The sequence below is a fragment of the Synechococcus sp. CS-197 genome (assembly GCF_025128215.1).
Lineage (GTDB): Bacteria > Cyanobacteriota > Cyanobacteriia > PCC-6307 > Cyanobiaceae > Synechococcus_C.
The window spans coordinates 86798-108074 of sequence record NZ_JAHLZC010000008.1; the positions used below are offsets into that span (position 1 = coordinate 86798).

Annotated in this window: 19 protein-coding genes; 9 read left to right on the forward strand and 10 right to left on the reverse strand. The window is 63.4% G+C overall.

The window, feature by feature from the left end:
- Window positions 1-17 precede the first annotated feature (17 nt).
- Entirely contained in the window at window positions 18-1727 is a 1710-nt protein-coding gene (locus KQ296_RS02225; protein ID WP_011934220.1) for a protein adenylyltransferase SelO family protein, read from the forward strand.
- Here the strand turns inward: KQ296_RS02225 and KQ296_RS02230 are convergent.
- Genes KQ296_RS02230 through KQ296_RS02250 form a run of 5 tightly spaced genes read right to left on the reverse strand, consistent with a single transcriptional unit; the run spans window position 1719 to window position 7430 of the window.
- Window positions 1719-2717 (reverse strand): asparaginase, encoded by a 999-nt coding sequence (locus KQ296_RS02230; protein ID WP_011934221.1) that lies wholly within the window; start codon window positions 2715-2717, stop codon window positions 1719-1721. The two genes, KQ296_RS02225 and KQ296_RS02230, sit on opposite strands and share 9 nt — an antisense overlap.
- The gene (locus tag KQ296_RS02235) at window positions 2717-4225 is read right to left on the reverse strand and encodes a hypothetical protein (protein WP_011934222.1); all 1509 of its coding nucleotides are present in this window, start codon (window positions 4223-4225) and stop codon (window positions 2717-2719) included. The genes KQ296_RS02230 and KQ296_RS02235 overlap by 1 nt, the downstream gene beginning before the upstream one ends.
- Entirely contained in the window at window positions 4225-6018 is a 1794-nt protein-coding gene (gene argS, locus KQ296_RS02240) for an arginine--tRNA ligase (protein ID WP_011934223.1), read from the reverse strand. Before argS ends, KQ296_RS02235 begins: the two co-directional genes overlap by 1 nt.
- A gap of 30 nt (window positions 6019-6048) precedes the next feature.
- Window positions 6049-6924 carry a carboxylating nicotinate-nucleotide diphosphorylase gene (nadC, locus tag KQ296_RS02245; RefSeq protein WP_011934224.1) on the reverse strand — a complete coding sequence of 292 codons (876 nt, stop codon included), beginning with the start codon at window positions 6922-6924 and terminating at the stop codon, window positions 6049-6051.
- On the reverse strand, window positions 6924-7430 hold the full coding sequence (locus KQ296_RS02250) for a TerB family tellurite resistance protein (protein ID WP_011934225.1): 507 nt from the start codon (window positions 7428-7430) through the stop codon (window positions 6924-6926). Before KQ296_RS02250 ends, nadC begins: the two co-directional genes overlap by 1 nt.
- 87 nt (window positions 7431-7517) lie before the next feature.
- Here KQ296_RS02250 and def point away from each other — a divergent pair, with 87 nt between their 5' ends.
- Window positions 7518-8051 carry a peptide deformylase gene (gene def, locus KQ296_RS02255; RefSeq protein WP_011934226.1) on the forward strand — a complete coding sequence of 178 codons (534 nt, stop codon included), beginning with the start codon at window positions 7518-7520 and terminating at the stop codon, window positions 8049-8051.
- A 4-nt stretch (window positions 8052-8055) separates the two neighbouring features.
- On the opposite strand, the gene mnmE is transcribed toward def, so the two are convergent.
- Entirely contained in the window at window positions 8056-9438 is a 1383-nt protein-coding gene (gene mnmE / locus KQ296_RS02260; RefSeq protein ID WP_011934227.1) for a tRNA uridine-5-carboxymethylaminomethyl(34) synthesis GTPase MnmE, read from the reverse strand.
- A gap of 77 nt (window positions 9439-9515) precedes the next feature.
- Between mnmE and KQ296_RS02265 the strand changes: the two genes are divergently transcribed.
- On the forward strand, window positions 9516-9965 hold the full coding sequence (locus KQ296_RS02265) for a DUF2062 domain-containing protein (protein WP_011934228.1): 450 nt from the start codon (window positions 9516-9518) through the stop codon (window positions 9963-9965).
- A gap of 113 nt (window positions 9966-10078) precedes the next feature.
- On the opposite strand, the gene KQ296_RS02270 is transcribed toward KQ296_RS02265, so the two are convergent.
- The gene (locus tag KQ296_RS02270; protein WP_041428696.1) at window positions 10079-12412 is read right to left on the reverse strand and encodes a bifunctional (p)ppGpp synthetase/guanosine-3',5'-bis(diphosphate) 3'-pyrophosphohydrolase; all 2334 of its coding nucleotides are present in this window, start codon (window positions 12410-12412) and stop codon (window positions 10079-10081) included.
- 58 nt (window positions 12413-12470) lie between these two features.
- Between KQ296_RS02270 and KQ296_RS02275 the strand changes: the two genes are divergently transcribed.
- From KQ296_RS02275 to KQ296_RS02295, 5 genes are all read left to right on the forward strand, one after another.
- Window positions 12471-14075, forward strand: a complete 1605-nt coding sequence (locus tag KQ296_RS02275) for an ABC transporter ATP-binding protein (RefSeq protein ID WP_011934230.1) — start codon at window positions 12471-12473, stop codon at window positions 14073-14075.
- 4 nt (window positions 14076-14079) lie between these two features.
- Window positions 14080-14772 (forward strand): response regulator transcription factor, encoded by a 693-nt coding sequence (locus tag KQ296_RS02280; RefSeq protein WP_011934231.1) that lies wholly within the window; start codon window positions 14080-14082, stop codon window positions 14770-14772.
- A gap of 191 nt (window positions 14773-14963) precedes the next feature.
- The gene (locus tag KQ296_RS02285) at window positions 14964-16553 is read left to right on the forward strand and encodes a cellulose binding domain-containing protein (RefSeq protein ID WP_011934232.1); all 1590 of its coding nucleotides are present in this window, start codon (window positions 14964-14966) and stop codon (window positions 16551-16553) included.
- Between the two features lie 75 nt (window positions 16554-16628).
- A complete protein-coding gene (locus KQ296_RS02290) occupies window positions 16629-17420 on the forward strand; it encodes a transporter substrate-binding domain-containing protein (RefSeq protein WP_011934233.1) in 792 nt (263 codons plus the stop codon).
- Between the two features lie 114 nt (window positions 17421-17534).
- Window positions 17535-17732 carry a hypothetical protein gene (locus tag KQ296_RS02295; RefSeq protein WP_041428697.1) on the forward strand — a complete coding sequence of 66 codons (198 nt, stop codon included), beginning with the start codon at window positions 17535-17537 and terminating at the stop codon, window positions 17730-17732.
- Window positions 17733-17777: 45 nt separating this feature from the next.
- Here KQ296_RS02295 and KQ296_RS02300 read toward each other — a convergent pair whose 3' ends face one another.
- Genes KQ296_RS02300 through KQ296_RS02310 form a run of 3 tightly spaced genes read right to left on the reverse strand, consistent with a single transcriptional unit; the run spans window position 17778 to window position 20022 of the window.
- Entirely contained in the window at window positions 17778-18779 is a 1002-nt protein-coding gene (locus tag KQ296_RS02300) for an RluA family pseudouridine synthase (protein WP_011934235.1), read from the reverse strand.
- Window positions 18776-19642, reverse strand: coding sequence for a ribosome biogenesis GTPase YlqF (gene ylqF, locus KQ296_RS02305; RefSeq protein ID WP_011934236.1), 867 nt, complete (start codon window positions 19640-19642; stop codon window positions 18776-18778). Before ylqF ends, KQ296_RS02300 begins: the two co-directional genes overlap by 4 nt.
- Window positions 19639-20022, reverse strand: a complete 384-nt coding sequence (locus KQ296_RS02310) for a universal stress protein (protein ID WP_011934237.1) — start codon at window positions 20020-20022, stop codon at window positions 19639-19641. Before KQ296_RS02310 ends, ylqF begins: the two co-directional genes overlap by 4 nt.
- Window positions 20023-20122: 100 nt before the next feature.
- On the opposite strand from KQ296_RS02310, the gene KQ296_RS02315 reads away from it, so the two are divergent.
- On the forward strand, window positions 20123-21277 hold a 1155-nt coding region (locus tag KQ296_RS02315; RefSeq protein WP_259726321.1), incomplete at its 3' end, for a phosphoglycerate kinase.

Genomic DNA, 21277 nt, shown 5'->3' on the forward strand with positions numbered 1-21277 from the left:
GGAGCGGTGTCGGGGCCATGCCCATGGGAGCCAGCTCCAAATTCTCAAACTCAGCGACGACCGCAACGTTCCGTGCATTCGCAGAGAAAGCGGACTACTCGCTGCTGTCCCAGCTGAAGGCGGATCCCCAGTCCACAACGGACGGACGCGATCACCGGCCCCGGCAGGTGCACTCCGGGCACTACGTGCCGGTGCAGCCGACCCCGCTCCCCGACCCGGCCTACGTCGCCCACAGTTCCGCCCTGTTCGATGAGCTTGGGCTGAACGAATCGCTGGTGCATGACGAGGCTTTTCGCAGGCTGTTTTCCGGAGACCACTCAGCGGCCACCGATCCCATGCGCCCCTGGGGCTGGGCCACTGGTTATGCCCTGTCGATCTACGGCACCGAGTACACCCAGCAGTGTCCGTTCGGGACCGGCAACGGCTACGGCGACGGCCGGGCCATCTCCGTGTTTGAAGGCGTGTTCAACGAGCAACGCTGGGAGATGCAACTCAAGGGCGGCGGACCGACGCCCTACTGCCGCGGTGCCGACGGCCGCGCCGTTCTGCGCTCGAGCGTGCGCGAATTCCTGGCCCAGGAGTTCATGCACGCCCTCGGTGTGCCCACCTCGCGCTCATTAACGCTGTACCTCTCCCAATCCGAAACGGTCGCCAGGCCCTGGTACTCGGAGAACTCGCGCTCCTTCGATCCGGACGTGATGGTGAGCAATGCCGCCGCGATCAGCACCCGCGTGGCCCCCTCCTTCCTGCGGGTGGGGCAGATCGAACTGTTCGCACGCCGTGCCCGCAGCGAGGCCCACCCGGAAGCACGCCGGGAGCTGCAGCTGATCGTGGAGCATCTGATCGAAAGAAATTACCGGCCGGAGATTGATCCGGGCCTGCCCTTCCACCAGCAGGTCATTGCCTTGGCACGCCTCTTTCGCGGACGGCTCACGTCGCTTGTCGCCCACTGGATGCGCGTGGGCTACTGCCAGGGCAACTTCAACAGCGACAACTGCGCCGCCGGCGGCTACACCCTCGACTACGGCCCCTTCGGATTCTGCGAACTGTTCGATCCCCGCTTCCAACCCTGGACCGGTGGCGGGACCCACTTCTGTTTCTTCAACCAGCCCGTGGCCGCAGAAACGAACTTCAAGATGCTCTGGGCGTCGCTGCGCACGCTGCTGGATGGCGACACCCAGGCCCAGGAGGAGCTGGACGCACTGCACGACGGTTTTTCCAGGGCGATGCAAGCGGAGATGGAGGTGATGTGGAGCAACAAGCTGGGCCTGAGCGCCTACGACGAAGCCCTGGTGACGGAACTGTTGCAGCTGCTGGCATCAACCCGAGCGGACTACTGCCGGGCCTTCCGCATCCTGTCGACGCTTCCCAGGGACGTCTCCGAGCTGGATCCCAGCTTCTACCTGCCCCGTTCTGATGCGCTCACAGACCAATGGCAACGCTGGCTGCAGCGCTGGCGCAGCCGCCTGGAAGCCCAGGGTGACCTCCACCAGACGGCCGCGCTGATGCAGCGCGTCAATCCCGCCATCACCTGGCGCGAATGGTTGATCGCTCCGGCTTACCAGCAAGCAGAACGCGGAGACATGCGCCTCATCCATGAGCTGCAGGCGGTGTTCAAAGATCCCTACTCCCCACTCTCAGCAGACCTGACAAGCCGCTACGACCAGCTGCGACCCCGGGAACTCTTCAACGCTGGAGGGCTGTCGCACTACAGCTGCTCATCCTGAGAGGGTTTTGAGCCGGGCTGCCAAAGCATTGCGATCATCTCCTGCCATCAAGGCCAACAGCAACAGCACTCGCGCCTTCTGAGGACTGAGATCACCGGCGGGGAGCAAGCCAAGCTTGGCGTGGTCCTCACAGCGGTGCACCGGCCCCGAACCGCAACGGTTCGCGCGCAGCATCAGGGGCGGTTGACCATCCCACTGCGCCAGGGCATCCCGCTCCACAACCGACAGCTGCCCAGCTCCAGTACCTGTGAACACCAGACCCTGCACCCCAGCGGAGAGCAACGCTGGGATCAACGCCTGGGGAGGCTCCACACATCCATGCAGGATCACCACCTGGGGCCAGACCCTCGGGAGGGACAGACCGGCAAAAAGTGCGGGCTCACTCCGTTCCACTTCAGGCAAATGAACACCGAGATCATCCACCCAGCCCAGGGGGCCTCGACCCGAACTGTGAAAGGCCCCTACCCCCTGGGTGGCGCGTTTGCTGACCGCTCGGGCGCAGTGGATCTGGCCATCCATCACCACCAACACGCCGCGGCCGCGCGCCTCCGCACTGATGGCCACCTGAACAGCCTGGTAGAGGTTGAGAGGGCCATCGGCACTGAGAGCGGAGGCAGGCCGCATCGCTCCCACCAGCACCACCGGCCGAGGGTCATCGATCAGGAGGTGCAGCAGCCAGGCCGTTTCCTCCAGGGTGTTGGTGCCATGGGTGATCACCACCCCCGCCAGGCCAGGATCAGCCGCCAGGGACTGGCGGATCCGTTCCACCAGAGAGCGCCAGTGGCTGAAACCAAGGTCGGCGCTGTCCACATTGGCGATCTGCTCCACCTGGATCTCGGCGAGCAAAGCCAGCTCCGGCAAGGCGTCCAGCAGGCCCTCGGCAGCAATCACCCCCGCGGCGTAGCGGTTGAGCTGCGTTGATTCAGGCGCTGTTCCGGCGATGGTGCCACCGGTGCCAAGCAGGAGGAGCCGAGGATGTTGCATGGCCATCAATCAGGGCGGGCTGGAAACGCGGGAGGGCGGCTCAGCTGGGCATCCGCGGGAGGCTCCCCGTTGAGCAGCGGGGCATCGAGCAAGGCACATTGGGCATAGGGAGAGCGCGGGAACCACTGGTCATTGCGCTGCACCGGCACACCGGCATCCGCACCGCTGCGGTAAGCAGCCAGGTCTGAAAAGAAAGCCTGCAGCACCAACCGTCTGGCGGCCACGGGTCTGAGCTGCGCCGACGGACCCAGCAGCAGCACGATCACCAAGACCGATCCGGCCAAGACAACGCTGCACTGGGTGACACGTCGCTCGCTGCGCTTGAGCGCTGCCGCGAGTTCTGGGATGAGGCGTTCGAGGGTGTGCGCCATGCACAGCAGCAGGAACGGCAGCAACACCATGCCGGCGTACACATGGAACACAAACAGATTTTTCATCAGCACCACCCAGAGGACAGCGGTCCCCCCGGTACTCCAGAGCATCTGGCGACGGAAGGTCAGCGCCTGCTCAGGCAGGGCAGGGGGGATTGGGCCAGCAGCCGGGGAGAGCCGTCTGCGCCTTGCCACGAGGCGCGTCAGCACGAGCACCGCCGCGACCAGCAAGAGCGGCAGCATGAACTCCGTGCTGTAAGCGATCAGTTTGGGCAGCGCCCCCCCCAACCAGCGGGTGCGCTCCAGGGCTCGCTCGGAAAACCCATTCCCGCTGAGGCCAAGTCTGCGCAGAGCTGACTGCACCACCGTGGTGCTGGTCCAGCTCACAGCATTGAGGCGGGCTTCCCAAACGATGTTGTAAGCGGTTGCGACGCCAACGGTTGCGAAGGCGATCGGCACGCCCAGCCACAACCCCCTGCGCCGGCCGGCCAGACCCCGCTGCAACGGCAACACCAGGGAGGCGATCAGCACGACCGCAGACCGACCGCTCAGGGCGGCCAGGCACAGTGCCGCCGAGTACCAGCGCAGATCAGGCTGATCAGGAAGAACCTTGCGCACCACCACGAGCAGCAGCAGCCCGTAGGCCAGCAACGCAGGCTGGTCGAAGTGGAACATGTTGCGGTACTGCAGCACCACCGGAGCGGAGAGCGTGAACAGCAGGGAGGCCATCGCCACCGGCCGGGAGAAACGCAGGGCCCGAAGCCACCACCACAGCACCAGAGCTGTGGCGATAAACATCACATTCATCCACTGCCGAGCCGCATACAGCCAGGCCGCTCCATCGCCGGCCCAGGGCAACAGCAGCCAACGGCTCAAAACCGCGAAGACGATCGGGTAGCGATTGAAGTACTCGAGGTGCGTGGAACCATCTGAAGTCAGCCACTTACAGGAATAACCAACGCCGCCATTGGCCAGGCTGCTGTGACGGGCGATGGCCAGGGAGTGCAGCGACACCCAGTTGAAATGCCCTTTCTGAAAGAAATCGACGATGGCCGGCTCTGACAGAACGAGCACGGCCGCGAGCACCATGGCGATGCCGATTGGCCAGTGCCGGGTCCGCAGAGCTTGCAGCCGTCGATGCATCACATGCGGTCCAGGGTGGGGATGCCCAGCAGGCCGAGGCCCGATTTGAGCGTGTCGGCGGTCAGCCGGCACAGCGCCAGGCGGGAGGGGAGGGCCTCCGCGTCAGCCTTGAGCACCGGCACCTGGTCGTAGAAGCGGTTGAACACCTGGCTGAGCTCGAACAGGTAGCTGCAAAGGCGGTTGGGCAAGAGCTCCTCCTCCACCTCGGCAATCACGGCATCGAACTTGAGCAGCTCGCGCACAAGGGCCCATTCCTGGGGTTCGCTGAATTGCAGCTGGCCCGTCAACACCTCCAGGTCACCCCCTTTGCGGGCGATGCCGGCGATGCGCACCACCGCATAGAGCAGGTAAGGGGCCGTGTTGCCCTGCAACGCCAGCATCCGATCGAAGGAGAACTGGTAGTTGGTGATCCGGTTCTGGCTGAGGTCGGCGTATTTCACCGCCGCCAAACCCACGGTGCCTGCCACATGCTGGATGAACTCCTCCGACTCGCTGCGTTCCTCCTCATTCAGGCGTGAGCGCAGATCGGTTTCGGCGCGCTCGACGGCTTCATCGAGCAGATCCCGCAACCGCACGGTGTCACCGGCGCGGGTCTTGAGCTTCTTGCCGTCCTCCCCCTGCACAAGCCCGAAGGGCACATGCTCGAGGCGAGCGCCCTCCGGGATCCAACCGGCCCGCTGCGCCACCTGGAACACGCCGGCGAAATGATTGGCCTGGCCGGCATCGGTCACATAGATCACCCGGCGTGCGTCATCCCCATCCGGCGCCGCTCCAAAGCGGTAGCGGATCGCCGCCAGGTCGGTGGTGGCGTAATTGAAGCCGCCATCGCTCTTCTGCACGATCACCGGCAGGGGCTTGCCGTCCTTGCCCTGAACGCCTTCGAGGAACACGCACTGGGCACCGTCGTCGGTGACCAGCAGCTCGGCGTCCTTCAAGCCATCGATCACCGCGGGCAGGAAAGGGTTGTAAAACGACTCACCTCGCTCATTGAGGCGAATGTCGAGCCGGTCGTAGATCTTCTGGAACTCCCGCCGCGACTGGTCGCAGAGCAGTCCCCAGGCCTTGAGCGACACCGGATCGCCTCCCTGCAGTTTCACCACCTCCTCCCGGGACGTGGTCTGGAAGGCCTCATCGTCGTCGAAGCGTTTCTTGGCTTCGCGGTAGAAGGCCACCAGATCGCCCAGATCCACTGCATCGGCGGTGTCCAGGGCGTCCGGCGCCACCTGCTTGAGATGAGTAATCAGCATGCCGAATTGGGTGCCCCAGTCACCCACGTGGTTGAGACGCAGCACGGGGTGGCCGCGGAACTCGAGCACCCGCGCCAGGGAGTCGCCGATGATCGTGGAGCGCAGATGGCCCACATGCATCTCCTTGGCGATGTTGGGGCTGGAGAAATCCACCACCACCGGCGCCGCCTGCTCCACTGCAGGCACACCGAGTCGCTGATCTCCCAGCCGTGCTGACACCTCGGCCGCCAACCGCTCGGGCCGGACCGTGAGGTTGATGAACCCAGGCCCGGCGATCTGGGGCTCCAGGCACAGGTCTGTGAAAGCAGGATCAGCCTGCAGTTGCGCAACGATCGCCGTGGCGATCTGGCGTGGCGCCTGCTTCAAGGGTTTGGCCAGGGCAAGCGCACCGTTGGCCTGGAAGTCACCGAATTCGGGTTTGCTCGCTGGCGCCAGCTGGGGGTCGAGCGGTTGCGAAGCCTGTCGGGCGGCCGCTGCCTGCTCCGGAAACGCCCGGTCCATGGCCGCACGCAGCTGAAGATCCAAACGATGGGCGATGCGCAGCATGGAAGAAGCGTTGGGCTTGGCGGGCTCTGATCATCCCGCGGCGCCGGCAAAGCGCATGCTCAGATCAAGCCAGCTGCTGCGCGTGACCGGAGCACTGGTGGAAATCAGATCAATGCCGGTGGCGGCATAGGCAGCAAGGGCATCCGGATGAATCCCTGAAGCCTCCAGCACCACAGGTGCGGCATGGTCACGGCCGCGCGCTTGATCCCGCAGTCTGGGCACCAGCACCGCCAGCTCCTGTGGGCTGAACTCATCGAGCAGCACACCATCAGCTCCTGCCTGCACCGCGGCCATCGCCTCCGCCTCGGTTTCCGCTTCAACGATCACCCGGGCCGGCCAAGGCGCAGAGGCTCTCACCGCTGTGATGGCCGCCTCCACGCCACCGGCCCAGGCCAGGTGGTTCTCCTTGAGCATGGCGGCATCATCCAAGCCAAGCCGGTGATTGATCCCGCCTCCGCAGCGGACGGCGTACTTCTCGAGCTGCCGCAGGCCAGGCGTTGTTTTGCGGGTATCCGCGAGCCGCACACCAGTTCCATCCAGCCCAGCCACCAGGGCTGCGGTGGCCGTGGCGATGCCCGACAGCCGCATGGCCAGGTTGAGGGCCGTGCGCTCAACAGCGACCAGCGCCGTGGCCGCACCCTCCAACTCCAGCACCCGCTGCCCTGAAGCAACCCGCTCTCCTTCAGCCACCAGCAGCCGGACCTGAGCCAACGGATCAAGCGCACGCACCATGGGTTCCAGAAACACCCCACCACAGAACTGTCCGTCTGCTTTGGCGATCCAGTGAGCCGCCCCATGGCAGCCCTGAAGTGCTGATGCTGTGAGATCGCCGCGGCCGAGATCCTCCTGCAACCAGGCCTCCAGCTGCCGTTGGAGCTGAGGTGTGATCGGCAAGGAAACCACCATCAGAGCCAACTGGTCCCGGAGGCTTCCAGTGCGGCCACGGAAGGCCAGGCGCCCCAGCCAAACAGAAGCTGATTGAGACGGTCGATGAGAGCGGGGGTCTCCTTCAGGGCCTGGCGAGCCGCCCATTCAGCCTCCTGAACCTGAGCGTCAGGCAGGTCGAGCGCATCGAGAAGGCGCCGGTAGGCCACACGCTCAGCCGCATTGATGGCACTGTCATCCTCCTCACCCTGGCTGCTGCAAGCCATCTGGAAGGCCAGGGACACCAGGGCCATGCGCTCGTCACTGCCTTGAAGCTGCGCCACCCAGGCTTCGACGTCTGTCTCCTGCTCAGCCTGCAACGCGGCCAGCGCATCCTGCGGATCCTCCAGCGGCAGCAGGCGCGCCGAGAGCTTGCTGAGCAGCGCCCGCTCCTCCGCAGCCACATCACCATCCACACTCGCCACCCAGCACAGCACTTTCAGCTGGGCCCTCTGCGAGGGCTTGAGAGCAGCCAGTGGATCAATCACAGGAGGTTCCGATCGAGACCTTCATTCTGAGGGAGCTGCGGCGCAACAAGACCGACGATGGAGGCAGCCTTGCTCCCCAACGCTGCCATGACCATCCGCGCCGTGCTCCGGCTTGGCCACCCGGCCCTGCGCCAACGAGCCCGTGACATCGAAGACGAGGTGTTCGGAACCCAGCAGCTGCAAACGCTGATCGACGACCTCCTCGAAACGAAAGCAGCCCGTTCCGGCGCCGGGCTGGCGGCACCGCAGATCGATGAGCCCTGGAGGGTGGTGGTGGTGGGCATGGGAGCCAACCCCCGTTACCCCGAAGCACCACCAGTGCCGGAGCGGGTGCTGATCAACCCAGAGATCACACCCCTGAGCGAGGCAACCAGCGCCGGCTGGGAAGGCTGCCTGAGTGTGCCCGGGCTGCGGGGGGAGGTGGAGCGCTGGCAGCGGATCCACCTGAGCTGGCGCGATCCGAACGGTGGCTGGCACCACGAAGAGCTGGAAGGTTTCCATGCCCGTGTGGTGCAACACGAATGCGACCACCTCGATGGCGTGCTGTTCCCCGATCGGTTACGCGATCCCACGGCCTTTGGCTTTGAAGCCGAACTGCAATCGGACGGACGGATCCCCTGAGCCGTCACTTGCCGATGCAAAAACGGGAGAAGATCCGATCGAGCACCGATTCCGTGAGCTCCTCCCCAGTGATTTCACCGAGGCTGTGGATCGCCTGACGCAGATCGATCGTCCAGAAGTCCCAGGGCAAGCCGTCAGCCGCCACCTGCGCACTGCGGGCCAGGGCATCGGCGGCCTGCTGCGCCAAATCACCCTGGCGCTGGTTGAGGGAGAGCAGCAGGGAGCCATCGGCGAGGGCGCCACAACGCTCCAACACGGCTTGCACCAGCTCAGCCTCCCCAGCTCCGGTGCTGGCACTGAGGCGAATGTCGGCAGCAGAGCCGCTGGTCCCCGCGCGCGCATCTGAGACCGCAACATCCACTTTGTTGCCCACCAGCAGATGGGGCACAGCGGCGGGGATGCGCTGCCGAAGGGCTTCATCGTCAGGCGTCCAGCCCACGCTCAGATCAAAGAGAAGCAACACCAGATCGGCACTGGCCAGGGCGTCATGACTGCGGGCAATGCCGAGCCGCTCCACCGCATCGCTCGTCGCCCGGATCCCCGCGGTATCGAGAAGGGTGATCGGCACGCCTTCCAGCACGATCTCGCTCTCCAACAGATCACGGGTGGTCCCGGGCAGGTCGGTCACAATCGCCCGCTCACGCCGGCTGAGCCGATTGAGCAACGAACTCTTGCCCACATTGGGGCGTCCCACCAGAGCCACCCGCAGCCCCTGGCGCAGTGCGGCACCAACCTGTCCGTCCTTCACAAGCTGCTGCAACGCACCACGCACCCTTTGCAACTCCTCGAGCAGAGCTGCTCCATCCAGCGCTGGCAGGTCCTCCTCGAAATCCACCCGGGCCTCCAGCTCACTGAGCTGATCGAGCAGACGGTCACGCAGGGCGGTGATCCGTTTCTGAATTCCCCCATCCACGCCGGCCATCGCCAGCTCTGCAGCACGCTGACTGCGCGCCGCCACCAGATCACTGATGGCCTCCGCACGGGTGAGATCAAGACGACCGTTGAGCACAGCACGCTGGCTGAACTCTCCCGGCAGCGCCCGGCGCACCCCGGGCTGATCCAGCACCCGGGCCAGCACCCGTTGCACGGCGATCACCCCGCCATGGCAGTGAATTTCCACCACGTCTTCCCCCGTGAAACTGCGCGGCGCCAGCATCAACAGCACCAGCACCTCGTCAATCCGCTCGCCGCTCTCCCCCGCCAAAACGTGGCCATAAAGCACCCGATGGCTCTCCCAGGACTGCTGGCCAGGAATGCGCGTGACGGACTGCACGGCAGCCTGCGCCTGGGGACCGGAGAGACGGATCACGGCGATGCCTCCCTGCCCAGGAGCCACCGCGGTGGCCACGGCAGCGATCGTCTGCGCGTCTCGATTGATCTCCTGCATCGAGCAGCTCACCAGCCCCTGCGCTCCTTCCTACGATCACACTCTCCTTCGCGGTGCAGGGGCCGCAGCCAACTCCCATGGGCCGGATGCTGATGGAGGCACGCCAACGCGTGCAAGATGCCCTGCAATGGCTGTGGCAACAGGAGGGCACACCTGGCCAGCGCGCCCGCGGACTGGCTGCGGGGATCTTCTGCGGCTGCTTTCCGATCTTTGGCTTCCAGACCCTTCTGGGCATCGCCCTGGCCAGCGTGGTGCGCGGCAATCACCTTCTGGCCGCAGCCGGCACCTGGATCAGCAATCCTTTCACCTACGTGCCCCTCTACTGGTTCAACTTCAGAGTGGGATCGCTGGTGCTGGGTCCGGGGCGCCCCTGGCCAGGGTTCGACGCGGTGCGCCAAGAAGGCTTCAGCGATGTGGGCTGGAGCGTTCTCACCCGGCTGCTGCTGGGCTCGGCCATCACCGGTGCGGTCTGCGCCGCACTGGGGTGGTGGTTGAGCATTCGCTGGCTGCAGCGCGCAAAGCCATGACCGTGGACGCCGTGCTGCCTGCGGCCCTGATCGCCTCAACGCTGGCTCCCCAACCGCTCAGCCGACTTCCCGCCGATTTACAACCTCTGTGCAAACCTTGCAGAGCAAGGGACTCAGCTCTGGCCCGTCCGGGCGATATCGAGAACATCCGCCATCGAACGGATTTGATCCATGGTGCGCTGCAGCAGATCTGCACTGGCCAGCTCCACGCGCAGGTCAATGCGGGCCGGTTGTCCGAACGCCGTTTTCACGCGGGCGTCACTGACGTTGATCGATCCATCCGAGAGGCGCATCAGAATGTCTTTGAGAATGCCCACCCGATCGATCACTTCGATGCGCAGCTGCACGGGAAAACGCTGACCGCTACCGGCGTTCGCCTGATTCCAGCGCACCGGCAAGCGCCGTTCACTCGGGATCGACTCCACATTCGCGCACTCTTGCCTGTGAATGGTGATGCCATGGTTGCCGAGTGCCACCGTGCCCACAATGGCTTCGCCGGGAAGTGGACTGCAGCAACCGCCCAGGCGGTAATCCAGCCCCTCCATACCGAGAATCGGCACGGTGTCTCCTGGATCCTGCCGAGCTGGCGCTGATTCGGCCTGCGCCACCAGCTTGCGGGCCACATCTTCATTGCTGAGGGGCTTGACCGCCGCGTCGGATTGCAAACGGATTTCTTCCCGCAGCCGGTTGAGCACCTGATGGAGAGTGAGCGCACCGAAACCGAGAGCCGCAAGCAGATCATCGGTGCAATGCATGTTGCAACGCTCAGACACCCGGGTCATCGCTTCGCTGTTGAGCAATGCGTCAAAACCGCTGCGCCCCAACTCGCGCTCGAGCAGTTCCTTGCCGCGTTGAATCGTTTCATCGCGATGGCTGCGTTTGTACCACTGACGGATGCGATTCCGTGCTGTTGGCGTAGCCACGAAATTGAGCCAATCGAGGCTGGGGTGAGCGGTTTTGCTCGTGAGGATGTTGATGAAGTCGCCGTTCTGCAGCGGCGTGGACAGCGGACAGAGACGATCATTGATCCTGACGCCGTGGCAATGATTACCAACCTCGGAGTGGATGCGATAAGCAAAGTCCACAGCCGTTGACCCCTTCCTCAAACCGACAACATCACCTTTGGGAGTGAACACGAACACCTCCTCATCGAAGAGATCTTCCTTAATCGACGCGAGATAATCGTTGTGATCATCAGAGCCGCCCTCCTGCTGCCAATCAACCAGCTGCCTGAGCCAGTTGAAGCGTTCGGTGTCGCCCCCCGCGGCGGGTGAACCTCCTTCCTTGTATTTCCAGTGCGCCGCAATCCCGAATTCCGACACCTGGTGCATCTCCAGGGTGCGGATCTGCACCTCGATGGGCCGATGCCGACCAATCACCGCCGTATGCAGCGATTGGTAGCCGTTGGGCTTGGGCAAGCCGATGTAGTCCTTGAATCGGCCGGGAATCGGCCGGAAGGTGTCGTGCACCACGGCCAGGGCCCGATAACAGGCTTCCACGCTTGGAGTGAGGATGCGCAGGGCCGCCACGTCGTAGATCTCGTGGAAGGCTTTCTGCTGACGTTGCATCTTGGTCCAGATGCCATAGAGATGTTTGGGGCGTCCATTCACCTCGCAGTTCTCAAGACCTGCCGCCGCCAGCCGATCGCTCAGCAGCTGCACAGTGACCCCAAGACGCTCCTCCCGCTCGCTGCGTTTGGTGGCCACCTCCTGCTGCATCTCCCGGAAAGCCTCCGGCTCGAGCAGCTTGAACGAAAGGTCCTCCAGCTCCCACTTGAAGCGGCCGATCCCGAGGCGATTGGCGAGGGGTGCATAGATCTCGCGGGTTTCACGGGCGATGCGCTGCCGCTTCTCCTCACGCAAGGCCCCGAGGGTGCGCATGTTGTGGAGTCGGTCCGCCAGTTTCACCAGCACAACGCGGATGTCGCTGGCCATGGCCAGAAACATCTTGCGCAGATTCTCCGCCTGAGCTTCGGTGCGATTGGTGAAATGCAAGCCTCCAAGCTTGGTGACGCCCTCCACCAGCTCCCTCACTTCCGGGCCGAAATGACTTTCCAGTTGCTCTGGGGTCACATCGGTGTCTTCCACCACGTCGTGGAGGAAGCCAGCTGCGATCACACTGGCGCTGGCGCCGATGTCGCGCAGCAGATCAGCCACCGCCACAGGGTGAACGATGTAGGGATCGCCACTGGCGCGGAACTGCCCTTCGTGAAGCTGGAACGCGAAATCAAAGGCCGCAGCCAGCAGGGCTTCGGAATCAGTGGGGCAGCTATGGCCGATTCCCGGGGGAACGTGATTGATGCATTCACGCAGCCAGTGCGGCAGCTCGATGCCGTAATCGTCGGGAGAGCGGATCTGACGGTCGCGTAACGCCACCAAACCGCAAGCGGGGTGAGCCGGTCGTGGGTCGATCGGCTGAACATCCGGTGCGGAGGTGGCGTTGAGCATCCGTCCTGGCAGATGAATCCATGGTATGTAGCCATCAGCCCCAGCGCCTCCTTCTGCCATGACCGACGCACCTGGGGCCGTTCTGGAACTACGGCAACTGCGCCTGCGTTATCCGGGCAGTTCCGCCTGGACCCTCGACGGCTTGGATCTCCGCCTGGAAGCCGGCGAGCGTCTGGCGCTGGTGGGCCCTTCAGGCTGCGGTAAAAGCACCGTTGCCCGCGCAGCCCTACAGCTGTTGCCCCAGGGAAGCCGCTGCGAAGGAGGTCTCTCGCTCAACGGCCGTGATCCGCGCCACCTGGCGATCCCTGATCTGCGTGCCCTTCGGGGAGACTCGGTTGGCCTGGTGTTCCAGGACCCGATGACCCGGCTCAACCCTCTGATGACAGTGGGGGGGCATCTGCTGGACACCCTGCGGGCCCACCGCCCGGACATGAAGGCTTCAGCGCGGCGGGAACGGGCCGAAGCGCTGCTGGAACAGGTGGGCATCGGTGCTGAACGTTTCAAGGCCTATCCCCATGAATTCAGCGGCGGCATGCGCCAGCGCCTCGCCATCGCCTTGGCCATCGTTCTGCGCCCACCCCTGGTGATCGCTGATGAACCCACCACCAGTCTGGATGTGGCGGTGGCCGGTCAGGTGATGGCTGCCCTGCGCGACCTCTGTGAAGACCTCGGCAGCGCCCTGCTGTTGATCACCCACGACCTGGCGATGGCCCACCGCTGGTGTGAACGCATGGCGGTGCTGGACGGAGGCCAGGTGGCGGAAATCAATCGCAGCGATGTGGTGCTCACCTACCCAAGTTCGCGGGTGGGGCAGCGACTGCTGGCAGCGGCCCGAGCCCGGGAGGGGGGCACAACCCCGGCAGCCCCTGCAGCCACCACCGTGCTGGACGTGCAGGAGCTGCGCTGTTGGCACAACCTGGGGGGACCGCCCTGGGCCCCCAACTGGTTGAAGGCGGTTGATGGGGTCAGCTTTCAGCTGCAAGCGGGAGAAACCCTGGGCGTGGTGGGCGGATCAGGCTGCGGCAAAAGCACGCTCTGCCGCGCTCTGATGGGGTTGACACCCATTCGCGGCGGACGGGTCCAGCTGTTCGAACGCGACCTGTTGCAGTCCCGCGGACGGGAGGCGACAGCGATGCGTCGCTCGATCCAGATGGTGTTTCAGGACCCCCTGGCCTGCCTCAATCCCGCCATGACCGTGGCGGATGCCATCGCCGACCCTCTGCTGATTCATGGCTTGGCGTCCCGAGCCTCAGCGAGAGAACGGGCCCGAGAGCTTCTGGAACGGGTGGGTTTAGGACCAGCGGAACGTTTTCAGAACCGCCTGCCTCGCCAGCTGTCTGGGGGCCAGCAGCAACGGGTGGCCATTGCCAGGGCGCTCGCCCTGGACCCAAAGGTGCTGATCTGCGATGAGAGCGTCAGCATGCTGGATGCAGAAATCCAAGCCGACGTGCTGGCTCTGCTCCGTCAACTGCAGCAGGAGCTGGGACTGGCGATGATCTTTGTCACCCACGACCTCTCGGTGGCCAGCGGCTTCTGTCACCGCCTGATCGTTCTGGATCGCGGCCACATCGTCGAGAGCGGTCCAGGGGATCAGCTGCTGAGCACCCCCCAAGCGGACATCACAAAAATCCTGGTGGATGCCTGTCCGCGGCTGCCGGTCTGACGTCATGGCCGATAGCGCATCTGTAGCGAGTGATCTGGAGCGTGTGCGTTCGATCCGGGCATTGATCGCAGATCAGGATCTTTTGATCTGCCTGTACCCCCATCTATTCGCCGTGAAACAGATGGCACGCCTGGCTGGAATACACAGCCGGCGGCAACGGGTGTTTGTTGAGAGTAGAGCCGACGCTCTGGGCCACCTCCACACCATGACCACGGTTCCTTGGCTTCTGGTGTCCGAGCGCTTGAGCGACAGCTCGGGACTGACGCTGCTCAGCGACTGTCGACGGCTCATCCCCAGCCATCGCAGTTTGCTGCTGCTGAACCGGCCCAGCGCTGAAACCCTGAAGATCGCCCGCCAGCTTGGTGTTGATGCTCTTCTGGATGAGCGCAGTGTGGAGAAGCGTTCCGGTGCACTGATTCAGGCTCTGGCTGCCCTTCAGGAGGGTTCGCGCTACGAAGATCCACGGCTGCAAGACGAGCATCAAGCGCCGCACACCAGCAACAAGACTCTTTCAGGCCGGCAACTCGAGATTCTTGCTCTCGTTGCAGAAGGTCTTAGCAATCGGGTGATCGCGCAACAGCTGCAGATTTCAAGCAACACCGTGAGAGATCACCTGAGCGAGATCATGCTGCGACTGGACGTGAACAATCGCGCCAGCGCGGTGTCATCGGCCTTGCGGCGAGGGCTGATGCCCTAAACCAGACGGCCGATGCGCAAACCCCCCGTTTGGAGGATGGTGAATCACGTCCTTTCTGATCTGAATGGGTAAGCCGAAAGACCCCATTCAGTGCGCATCAACATTGCTTCTGGTCACACAAAGGTGGCGGCCGGTTGCATTTGCTGCATCTCTTCTCGCTGCACTGAAACGGTTGCCTACCCGTTCAACCCATGACTCCCTCCAACACCCTGCAGATCTCCGTCAACGGAAAGCTCTGGTGGGGTGGTTTCACCGCCGAAATCGCCGTACGCAATGCCTCGGACCAGCCATTGGAGAGCTGGAGCACCAGTTTCATCAGTGCCCATGACCTGGACCCTGAGGCCTGGGGAGTGGAGATCACCCGTGAACCCCTGGGAGAAGGCCTCAGCCGCTACACACTCAGAGGAACCTCCTGGGGACAGAGCATTCCCGCCGGAGGGGAGATTCGCGTGGGATTCAATGGCCGCCAGGGCGTCGATCTCGGCAGAGATGGCGCCTTGAGCGAAGCCATGCTGATGACGGAAAGACCACTGGGCGAATCGGTGATGGCCGACGCCGACGCCCACAACCACGCTGCTGAACACACCGCCGAACGCCCTGCTGAACAGGCCTCACCGTCCCATGGCCACAGCACCATGCCTGGCTCTTACACCGACATCACCACCTGGGGGAGCTTCCATGGCGCCAACCACAACTCCGAGCACAACGAACTGGTGGGGGGCCGCACGGCGATCACCACTGAAGCGATGGAGGCCTACAACGACTTACGCGCCTTTGCTGGACTGGAGGCCGTTTCGCTGGAGGATGTTGGTGCGTGGGCTTATGCCCAGGGTTTGACCAACAACGCGCAGGCCTGGGGCGATGACCGCAAAGGCGTTGGCCTCTGGTATGCGATGCAGGGCGCAAAGGTGGGCTGGATCGCGGATGAGACCTACAACCCGCAGATCCTGGCGGACATTCAACGCACCGCCCGCCAAGGCGACACCGACGCGGTGATGGCCATGGTTGAACGCTTCGGCCACGAGGGCTTCGCCAGCTATCTGCGCAGCAATGCGCTCGTGGACACCTTCACCAACACCCTGAAGATGGAGCCCCACTACGGCGGCTGGATGCACGGCCGCACCCATGGGTTCCTCAGCATCGAAGGCGTGGCGATCAACCACGACATCAACCACCTCACGGTGCTGGGCTGGGATCAAAACCAACCGTTCATGAATGACACCTTCGACTACCCGCAGTGGCCTGCGTTGGAGGTGAGCGATGACACCGTGATTAACTACTTTCAGTCGATCGTGACGCTGGGAGACCCGCTCAGCAGTCAACTGGAGAGCCTGGGGGTACCGAACGGGGCTGGGGCGAACGCGACGCCATCTGTTGCGAGCACGCCCTCTGCCTCAGCGGAGACAGGGTCCACAACCGACGACCCAATCACCGGTGAATCGCTCGCTGTGGAGATCAGTGGAGACCGCTGGTGGGGAGGCCTAACGGCCTCACTGGCGCTGACCAACGTGGGCGACCAACGCACAGACAACTGGAGACTGAACTTCATCAGCCCCCATCAATTCACTGGAGAGAGCTGGGGCACGACGATCGAGACCGAGACACTGGCCGATGGTCTGTACCGTTACCAGCTCACGGGTGCTGACTGGGGACAGTCCATCGAGGCCGGAGCAACCATCCGCGTGGGCTTCAACGCTCAATCGGCAGACGCAAGCGAGAGCGGGGGTGTCCTGACCCCTGACATGCTGCTGGCAGTGAACAGCGAGCTGGTGGTGGTCTGAGCCAAAGCGCGGCATGGGGAGGGGCACCAGCATGGACTTGACTGGTGTCCCCAGGACGAGCGCGTCATGCATCCCATGCTCAGCCGGAGTGTCCGTCTGACGATTGGGGCACTTTGCAGCGCCCTGCTGACAGCTGAATGCATTCCGATCAGCCAAGCCCAGGACCTCACGGCTGAGGCCACCGATCCGGTGGATGTGATCTGGTTCCCGAACCCTCCCTACGCCCTCAACGAGAAGGGGATCCCCGCAGGCTTTGAAATCGATCTGTGGCGGATGATTGCTGAAAGCCGGCAGATCCCTTACCGCATCCGCAAAGCCGACAGCTTTGAAGATCTCCTCGCCGCGATCAGCAGCAACCAGGCCGACTTAGCGATCTCAGGCGTGTTGATCAATGAAAACCGCAGCAAAGCCTTTCGGTTTTCCTTTCCCACCGCGAGCAGTGATCTCAAGATCTACACCGTTAACAACGAGGAACCAACAGCCGTCAAATTACTTCGGGTTTTGTTGTCCAGGGAAGTGCTCCTGATCTTCCTGGGCTTGATCCTGATCGCCTGCATCTTTGCGCTGCCTGTTTGGATGATGGAGCGTCACCGGCCAGACCTGGCCGACGAACAGAAGCGCCATCAATTGGTTCTCATTCTTCAGAAAACCCTGTTGCTCTCTACAGACCACACAAAACGCACAAAAACACGCCTCATCTCCATCGCATCACTGTTTGCCAGGGTTCTATTAACAGCCTATTTCGCCTCCTACATCCTCAAAGTCGCCAGCAGCGAACAACTGACCAAAAAACAAAACTTGATCGAAGAGATTAACTTTGAAACCCTTAAAGACACAACGTTTGCAGCGATTCCAGGCTATATCTAAACTTCAATCCTGAAAAGCAACGGTGCCAAAACCATCGAATGCGATGTCGCAGAAACATGCATTCAGCTGCTCAAAACAGGACAGGCTGATGCCAGCCTCGACGACATGCTGACCATGCAAACAACCTTGCCCCTGATGCAGGGAGCGAAGGTCTCCGCTGCTTCAGAGAAGCTCATGACGTTGTTCATGGCCTTTGCATTCTCAAAAAACTTCAGCAAAGATCAGCGCGCTCTCGCCATCAATGACGCGATCGCCAGGAGCTATTACGACGGCACTCACGCGAAACTGAGCAGGATCTGGCTGCGGCCATGAGCCACGAGTCACGAGTCACTCATGGCCATCCATTGACCTTGGCGCTTACGGGAACGACGATCGCCGCCTCAGCACCGCCAGCAGTTTGTCCATCACTGGTGGCAGCGGCGCTTCAAACAGCATCCGTTCCCGTGTGATCGGGTGATCCAGGCCCAGCTGAAACGCATGGAGGGCCTGTCCAGGCAGCTCAATGGGCAGCTTGCGGCAACGGCTGTAGGTGGGGTCCCCCACCACCGGATGGTTCATATGCGCGCAATGCACGCGGATCTGATGGGTGCGGCCAGTATCGAGCTTGAAGCGCAGCAACGAGTAATCACCGAGTCGCTCCTGCAAGCTCCAGTGGGTGCAGGCGTAACGACCGTTCTCGCCACTGACCACCGCATATTTTTTGCGATCGGCGGGATGACGGCCGATCGCCCCCACGATCGTGCCGCTGTCTCCGGCCGGCACCCCATGCACCACGGCCAGGTACTCCCGTGAAGCGATGCGCTTTTGGATCTGCACCTGCAGCTTCACCAAGGCCTCCTGGGATTTAGCGATCACGATGCAGCCCGTGGTGTCTTTGTCGAGGCGGTGCACGATGCCTGGCCTGAGCTTGCCGCTGATCCCCGGCAAGTCGGGGCAGTGATGCAACAGGCCGTTCACCAGGGTGCCGTCCTTGTTGCCGGGGGCTGGGTGCACGGTGAGGCCGGCCGGCTTGTTGATCACGATCAAGTGCTCGTCTTCGAAGAGCACATCCAGATCCATGGCCTCAGGCTTTAGGTAGGGCAGGGGCTCGGGTGGAGGCATCCAAAGCTGCACTTCATCGCCCTGGCGCAGGGGGGTTTTGGCTTTGCCGGTGTTGCCGTTCACCCGCACATAGCCGGCATCGATGAATTTCTGGATGCGGGCGCGGCTCTGCTCACTGCGCTGACTCACCAACCAGCGGTCCAAGCGCATCGGCAGTGGTTTGGGGTAGATCAGCGTCACCAGCTCGCCTTCCCCTTCACCGAAACTGCTCGTGAAGGTTTCCTCCGGCAGCGGCGGCCTGCGCCAGACAGGGCTCATGCCGGCAGCTCCAGGGCAATGCTGCCCAGGGCAGATTTCCGGAAATCATCGAGCAAGCGCTGAGCCATCCGCGCGGTATCTCCTGACGTGTGGCGCTCCGCCACCGCCTCCAGCCAAAAAACCGGATCCTGGGTGGCCCCTTCCAAAGGAACGCCGTAGCGGCTCTCCAGGAGGGCCAAGCCCACTCCTGAGGCCTCCTGCGGCTGTAAAGCCATCAGAAGATTCAGAAAGGCCTGGGCCACGAGCTCACCGTCATAAGCGGCCTGGCCGATGTCGTCACACAACGCCAGATGCAGCGCCGCTTGCTGGTCATCCAACCGCGGCGGCAGCACCCCGGGCGCATCGAGCAGGTCGAGGTCTTGGCCAAGACGCACCCAGCGCAGGGTGCGCGTCACTCCGGCACGCCGGGCACTGGCCACCACCTTCTGCTTCACCAAGCGGTTGATCAATGCCGACTTGCCCACATTGGGGAACCCCAAGGTGAGGGCCCGCACCGGCCGGGGGCGCATGCCGCGGTTGCGCCGCCGCTCGTTGAGCTGATCGCCGGCGCGAATCGCCGCCTGCTGCACCTGCTTCACACCGGTGCCGGCCTTGGCATCGCACCACACGGTGCGCTGGCCGCGGGCTTTAAACCAGGCTTCCCAAGCAACCCGAGCAGCCGGCGTGACCATGTCACGCCGGTTGATCACGAGGAGATGCTGCTTACCGCTGATCCAACGATTGAGGTGGGGATGCCCCGTTGCCAGGGGAATGCGCGCATCGCGCACCTCGATCACCAGATCCACCTTGTCGAGATTGCGCTTGAGCTGCTGCTCCGCTTTGGCGATGTGGCCCGGGTACCACTGAATCGGCGGTGAACTCACGGCACCACCAACACAGGGCAGGGGGCCAACTGGATCACCCGCGACGCCGTGCTGCCGCTTTCAGATTGCAAATTCACACCCCGCGTTCCCATCACAATCACATCCACATTCAACTCGTCGGCCACATCGCAGATCACGAACGCCGGCTTGCCTTCACGCTCCACCACATCGCAGGCGACCCCCGCCTGTTCGAAACGGGTTCTGGCCTCAGCCAGCAAGGTGGCCACCGCCTGATGGTCGTGCATCTCCGGCCGCTCGGGCTGAACCACCGACAGCACCACCAATCGGCTGTTGTGACTGCGGGCCAACTCAAGGGCCTTCGCGGCGGTTTCCGCAGCCTCCCGGCTCTGATCAATCGGGAACAAAACGGTTTCAAACATCGCGACGGCCTCCTGTAGACAGCGCTCTATCAGTCCTAGCGCCGAGGGCAGGGAACTCGGGTTAACCTCACCCCGTTTTCCTACCGCACGACACAACCCCATGGCGAAGCGTTCCCTGGCCAGCCTCAACGCCGGCGACCTGAGCGGCAAACGCGTTCTCGTGCGGGTTGATTTCAACGTGCCCCTGAACGATGCCGGTGCGATCACCGACGACACCCGCATCCGCGCCGCCCTGCCCACGATCAACGACCTGATCGGCAAAGGCGCCAAGGTGATTCTCTCGGCTCACTTCGGCCGTCCCAAGGGTCAGGTGAACGACGCCATGCGCCTCACCCCCGTGGCCGCCCGCCTGAGCGAACTGCTGGGTAAGCCCGTGGCCAAGACCGACAGCTGCATCGGCCCTGACGCTGAAGCCAAGGTGGGCGCCATGGCCGATGGCGATGTGGTGCTGCTCGAGAACGTGCGCTTCTTTGCCGAGGAAGAGAAGAATGAAGCCGGTTTCGCTGAAAAGCTGGCTGGTCTGGCCGAGGTGTACGTGAACGACGCCTTCGGCGCCGCCCACCGCGCCCACGCCTCCACCGAGGGCGTGACCAAGTTCCTCAAGCCCGCCGTGGCCGGCTTCCTGATGGAGAAGGAGCTCCAGTACCTCCAAGGTGCTGTGGATGAGCCCAAGCGTCCCCTCGCCGCCATCGTGGGTGGCTCCAAGGTGAGCTCCAAGATCGGCGTGCTCGAGGCCCTGATCGACAAGTGCGACAAGGTGCTGATCGGCGGCGGCATGATCTTCACCTTCTACAAAGCCCGTGGCCTCTCGGTGGGCAAGAGCCTGGTGGAAGAGGACAAGCTGGAACTGGCCAAGGAGCTGGAAGCCAAGGCCAAGGCCAAGGGCGTTGAGCTGCTGCTGCCCACCGATGTGGTGCTGGCCGACAACTTCGCCCCCGATGCCAACAGCCAGGTGGCTGATGTCACCGCCATCCCCGACGGCTGGATGGGTCTGGACATCGGTCCTGATGCGGTGAAGGTGTTCCAGGCCGCTCTGGCCGATTGTCAGACCGTGATCTGGAACGGCCCCATGGGCGTGTTCGAATTCGAGAAGTTCGCCACTGGCACCAACGCCATCGCCACCACCCTGGCGGAACTCAGCGCCAAGGGCTGCTGCACGATCATCGGCGGCGGTGACTCCGTGGCTGCTGTGGAGAAGGCCGGTCTGGCCGAGAAGATGTCCCACATCTCCACCGGTGGCGGCGCCAGCCTCGAA

Excerpts from the sequence above, each read along its gene's own strand:
- KQ296_RS02225 (WP_011934220.1), top strand. The coding sequence starts at position 18 with ATGCCCATGGGAGCCAGCTCCAAATTCTCAAACTCAGCGACGACCGCA.
- KQ296_RS02230 (WP_011934221.1), bottom strand. The coding sequence starts at position 2,717 with ATGGCCATGCAACATCCTCGGCTCCTCCTGCTTGGCACCGGTGGCACC.
- KQ296_RS02235 (WP_011934222.1), bottom strand. The coding sequence starts at position 4,225 with ATGCATCGACGGCTGCAAGCTCTGCGGACCCGGCACTGGCCAATCGGC.
- argS (WP_011934223.1), bottom strand. The coding sequence starts at position 6,018 with ATGCTGCGCATCGCCCATCGTTTGGATCTTCAGCTGCGTGCGGCCATG.
- nadC (WP_011934224.1), bottom strand. The coding sequence starts at position 6,924 with ATGGTGGTTTCCTTGCCGATCACACCTCAGCTCCAACGGCAGCTGGAG.
- def (WP_011934226.1), top strand. The coding sequence starts at position 7,518 with ATGACCATCCGCGCCGTGCTCCGGCTTGGCCACCCGGCCCTGCGCCAA.
- mnmE (WP_011934227.1), bottom strand. The coding sequence starts at position 9,438 with ATGCAGGAGATCAATCGAGACGCGCAGACGATCGCTGCCGTGGCCACC.
- KQ296_RS02265 (WP_011934228.1), top strand. The coding sequence starts at position 9,516 with ATGGGCCGGATGCTGATGGAGGCACGCCAACGCGTGCAAGATGCCCTG.
- KQ296_RS02270 (WP_041428696.1), bottom strand. The coding sequence starts at position 12,412 with ATGCTCAACGCCACCTCCGCACCGGATGTTCAGCCGATCGACCCACGA.
- KQ296_RS02275 (WP_011934230.1), top strand. The coding sequence starts at position 12,471 with ATGACCGACGCACCTGGGGCCGTTCTGGAACTACGGCAACTGCGCCTG.
- KQ296_RS02280 (WP_011934231.1), top strand. The coding sequence starts at position 14,080 with ATGGCCGATAGCGCATCTGTAGCGAGTGATCTGGAGCGTGTGCGTTCG.
- KQ296_RS02285 (WP_011934232.1), top strand. The coding sequence starts at position 14,964 with ATGACTCCCTCCAACACCCTGCAGATCTCCGTCAACGGAAAGCTCTGG.
- KQ296_RS02290 (WP_011934233.1), top strand. The coding sequence starts at position 16,629 with ATGCTCAGCCGGAGTGTCCGTCTGACGATTGGGGCACTTTGCAGCGCC.
- KQ296_RS02295 (WP_041428697.1), top strand. The coding sequence starts at position 17,535 with ATGCAAACAACCTTGCCCCTGATGCAGGGAGCGAAGGTCTCCGCTGCT.
- KQ296_RS02300 (WP_011934235.1), bottom strand. The coding sequence starts at position 18,779 with ATGAGCCCTGTCTGGCGCAGGCCGCCGCTGCCGGAGGAAACCTTCACG.
- KQ296_RS02310 (WP_011934237.1), bottom strand. The coding sequence starts at position 20,022 with ATGTTTGAAACCGTTTTGTTCCCGATTGATCAGAGCCGGGAGGCTGCG.